The organism is Arthrobacter sp. 35/47 (assembly GCF_000520475.1).
In the GTDB taxonomy this organism is placed as follows: domain Bacteria; phylum Actinomycetota; class Actinomycetes; order Actinomycetales; family Micrococcaceae; genus Arthrobacter_D; species Arthrobacter_D subterraneus.
Map to the genome: position 1 here is coordinate 77,185 of NZ_KI914592.1, position 2,872 is coordinate 80,056.

The 2,872-nt window shown below is 66.5% G+C and carries 3 protein-coding genes; 1 reads left to right on the top strand and 2 read right to left on the bottom strand.

Translation table 11 applies throughout. The features are described 5' to 3' along the window. Positions 1–43: 43 nt before the first annotated feature. Positions 44–1,249 (bottom strand): glycerophosphodiester phosphodiesterase family protein, encoded by a 1,206-nt coding sequence (locus tag X803_RS0106990; RefSeq protein WP_026544589.1) that lies wholly within the window; start codon positions 1,247–1,249, stop codon positions 44–46. Between the two features lie 182 nt (positions 1,250–1,431). After that, entirely contained in the window at positions 1,432–2,166 is a 735-nt protein-coding gene (locus tag X803_RS0106995; RefSeq protein WP_026544590.1) for a glutamine amidotransferase, read from the bottom strand. Between the two features lie 121 nt (positions 2,167–2,287). Here X803_RS0106995 and X803_RS22180 point away from each other — a divergent pair, with 121 nt between their 5' ends. Next, positions 2,288–2,827 carry a hypothetical protein gene (locus X803_RS22180; protein WP_026544591.1) on the top strand — a complete coding sequence of 180 codons (540 nt, stop codon included), beginning with the start codon at positions 2,288–2,290 and terminating at the stop codon, positions 2,825–2,827. Positions 2,828–2,872: the final 45 nt, after the last annotated feature.

Here is a 2,872-nt window from a genome sequence, read left to right on the forward strand (position 1 = left end):
CAACCACCCGGCGGGCACCGGCAGCGAGCCTGTGTGGACGGAGCTAGTTCGCGAAAACGTCCTGCAGGCGCGGGCCGATCCAGAGGGCAACCGAGTCGCCGCCGTTGTTCAGGACTGAAGCCGTGCCGCCGTTGTAGTAAGCCTCGGCGGAATTGGTCCCCGGTCCGGTGTATACGCGGAGCTCGGCGCCGGGAGCCAGCACGTAGCCCGCTCCGACGGTGAGGATGTTGTTCGCCGCGTCGCGGATGATCGCACCGCTCACGTCAACGCTCGCTGCGGACGTGTTCCGCAGCAGGACGTACTCGCCGTTTTCGGGCTGGACGTCGTCTCCGGGCACGTTGTTCGCCGCATCGGCGATCTCTACGCCGGCGCCCGGGAACACGGGCTGGCCGTCGAGGAAGCGCTGGTTCTGGATGGGGAAGTCGGTGGTCACCGCGTCGACGCCCAGATCCAGTGAGTACTGGACGGCTTCGGGCGAGTTGACCGTGTAGACGCCGAGCACCAGGCCCGCGCCCTTGACGTCCGCGACGTTCTGCGGCGTCAGGGTCCGGTAGTTGGTGCCCACCGAGTCGGCGAAGGTTGCCCAGGATTCCACGACTTCGCGGGCGGGCACAACGCTGGTGAGCTGCTGCAGCTCGATTTCGGGCGCTATGGCCGCGAAACGGCGGTTCGAAGCCTCGTCGAACCCGATGACCTGGATCTTGTCCGCAGCAACCAACTGGGCCCACCTGGGGTCACTGCGAAGTTCATCAGCAACAACCTGCTCGATGCCCGGCGAGTTCACCGGTGCCTTGATTTCGATGTACACGCCGGTCTTCACCGTCGCAATCCGGGCGGCGTCGTCGAGGTGCGGGATGCGCTCGCCCTCGTATTTGTCGCCGAAGTAGGAGCCGGCGTCGAGCTGCTGCAGTTCGGCCCAGGTGAAGGATGTGATGGGGTCGTTCTCTCGGCCCGGGAACACCTCTTCGACGTTGGTGGTGCGTGCGGGCGTGTTGTCGTGGAAGAGGAACGGCACGCCGTCGGCGCTCAGCTGCACGTCGATCTCGAAGAAGTCCGCGCCGGATGCGCGTCCGTCCTTGAACGCCGCGACCGTGTTCTCGGGTGCGGTGCCGGCTGCGCCGCGGTGTCCGATGAGGATGGGCGCGTCAGTCTCGCTCTCCGGCGCGGCATGTGCGACGGCGGCCGGTGCGGTAGCGAGCATCAGGCCGGCGATGGCGGTGGAAATGGTCCTGGTCAGCCGAGTTGCCATAAGGTTCTATCCCTTTCGGATGGAGTGTGGGTGATCCCCCATCCGATGCTTCACGCCGCCGGAGTCCGGGCGGTCAACGCGGAGTGAACGGCGGGTGAAAGCCGCCCCACACCCCGCGTTGAGTTGACAGGACACGCCGCGAAAGCCCGCCCATAAGGGGTGTGTCCTGCGAACTCAACGGGTCAGTCGCGGGCGTAACGGCGCACAAAGCCGGCGAGGATGTGCGGCGGCCAGGTCACGGCCGAATCCCGTGCCCGCTCGATGACGCTTTCGGCCTGGTCCGGCGGGAAGTACCCGGCGTGACGGTAGATGTGGATGCGCTGGATGAGCCCTTCGACGTCGAGCTCGGGATGGAACTGCGTGGCGTATAGATTCTGCTTCACCCGGAACATCTGCACCGGACACGAGGCCGACGACGCCAGTAGCACCGCGCCTGCCGGCAGTGTGGAGCATGCCTCCTTGTGTCCGACGAAGGCGTCGAAGCGCGGCGGAAGGCCTGCCAGCAGCGGGTCTGCCGCGCCGTCGTCGTTCACTGTGATTTCCACCGGTCCGATCGGCTCGGCGAAAGTCCGGTCGATCACCGCGCCCTGGTGCCGGCCCAGCGTGCCGACGCCGTAGCAGGCGCCCAGGAAGGGAAAGTCCTCGGCAACGACGCGGTCGAGCAACTGACGGAGCTCGCGCTCGACGCGGTGCTGCGTGGGTGACTTGGTGTCTTCCGCATCTGACGAGTTGAACGGGCTCCCGCCGAGGAAGATCCCCGAGTAGTCCTCGAGCCGGAGCTGGGGCAGCGGTTCCTGCTCCACCCTGATGCGGTGAAGGTTCGACGGCGCCAGCCCGGTGAAGCGGAGGAAGCTGCGGTATTCGCCATCGGCCGCTGCGTCCTCGGCCCGGGTGCCCAACAGGAGGAACGGGAGCATTCATTGATCGTACTGCCGGCGCCTATTTTCCCTGACCGCTCGCATATTGCTAAGCAGGCTGATAAACCTTTAAGGGAGCCGTTGCAAAACCTCGGCATCGTCAAAGTCTAAGGAGAGCACCATGTCAGGAAACTCGCTTGTACGGTCCCTGCACGATCTCAGCGCAGCCGCGTGGTTCGGCGGATCGCTCATGGGCGCCGTCGGACTGAACGGCGCGGCCGCTGAGGCCAAGGACCCCGCGGAGCGCACACGCCTGTCCACGGTCGGCTGGGCGCGCTGGACGCCGGTGCAGATTGCGGCGTTCGGTGCCCATGCAGTCGGCGGCATCGGCCTGATCGCCGCCAACAAGGGCCGCCTGGCCGGACAGCCGGGCGCCATGGCCAACACTGTGGTGAAGTCCGCTATCACCGTCGTCGGCATGGCAGCGTCCCTCTACTCCGGCATTCTCGGCAAGAAGGTCGGCGAGCTGAGCCGGCACGGCGGGGAGGGCGCAACGGAGCCCAAGCCGGGCGCGCCGGAGGAACTCGCCAAGGCACAGCAGCAGCTGAAGATTCTTCAGTGGGCACTGCCCGCCCTCAGCGGAGCGGTCATTGTGCTCGGCGCCCAGCAGGGTGAGCAGCAGCGGCCAAAGAACGTACTCAGCGGCCTCTTCGACCGCTAGGACAGAGCGGAACTTTCGGGCAGCTATGGCGGGCTCCGACGTCGT